The following is a 1,091-nucleotide window of genomic DNA, read 5'->3' as shown; positions in this document are numbered from 1 at the left end:
CGACTCCATTACTTAGCTGCTTTTTCTCGTACGTCAGTTAGCTTAGAGGCGATACGATTCACGCCTTCATGAGCGAAGATTTCGTCCAAGTTCATTGATAGTTTACGACGCCAGTTAGGGTACTCATCGACCGTACCAGGGATGTTAACGGGCTTATCCATCTCTAGCCAATCTTCCAACTGAACACTCAGGAGTGTTGAGCCACCAGCCGCAACGTGCAACTGAAGCGCTTCAGCAAGATAAGAATCCATCGGCACTTGACTTGCATCGCGCCCCACACCTTCAGGTAGGAAGCCGTGCCATGCCACTGAGTCTAAGATACCTTGCTTGCACTCCAAGCGGTTATCGAACAAAGTTTCTAGCTGTTGTGCGTCTGGGTATAAACCAATCTCTTGACCCATTTTCAAGTCATCACAGTGCCAGAAGCCGCGAAGCGTTGGCATATCGTGAGTACACAGTGCCGCCATCGATTGTGACGCGTAGTGCTTAGGAGAAATAAAACCACCGTCATTTTCTGATGTTTCGAAGAAGAATACTTTGTAAGAATGCACGCCAGCATCAGCAAGGATGTCTACGATTTCATCCGGTACCGTCCCTAAGTCTTCACCGATAACGCTGCATTGGTAACGGTGAGATTCAAGCGCCAGAATAGACAGCATGTCTTGCACTGGGTAGTAGATGTACGCACCTTTCGTTGCGTTCTCACCCTTTGGAATCCACCACAAACGCAGCAGACCTAAAACATGGTCAATACGCAATGCACCACAGTGCTTCATGTTGGCACGAAGTAGTTTGATGTAAGCGTCGTAGCTGGTTACTTGAAGCACTTCTGGGTTTAGTGGTGGTAGACCCCAATTCTGACCCAAAGGACCAAGAATATCCGGTGGAGCACCAATGCTCGCATCCATCACTAGGTTGCCTTCATCAGCCCATGTCTCGCTGCCAGAATCTGCAACGCCTACCGCTAAATCACGGTAAAGGCCAACCGCCATGCCTTTCTCTTCAGCAAGAGACTGTGCATCGTTGATTTGGCAATCGGCTAACCATTGTAGGTACATGTAGAGATGCACTTGATCTAGGTTATCTTTGAT

The 1,091-nt window shown here is 48.5% G+C and carries 1 protein-coding gene; it reads right to left on the bottom strand.

Annotated elements, in window-relative coordinates; all coding sequences use genetic code 11:
* Nucleotides 1-8 precede the first annotated feature (8 nt).
* On the bottom strand, nt 9-1,091 hold a 1,083-nt coding region (gene malQ, locus AB4653_RS23570; RefSeq protein ID WP_372105458.1), incomplete at its 5' end, for a 4-alpha-glucanotransferase.

Origin of the sequence: Vibrio sp. 10N.222.48.A3, from assembly GCF_041475345.1 — a bacterium.
In the GTDB taxonomy this organism is placed as follows: Bacteria; Pseudomonadota; Gammaproteobacteria; order Enterobacterales; family Vibrionaceae; genus Vibrio; species Vibrio tasmaniensis_A.
This window is presented reverse-complemented; position numbering and strand designations above follow the sequence as displayed.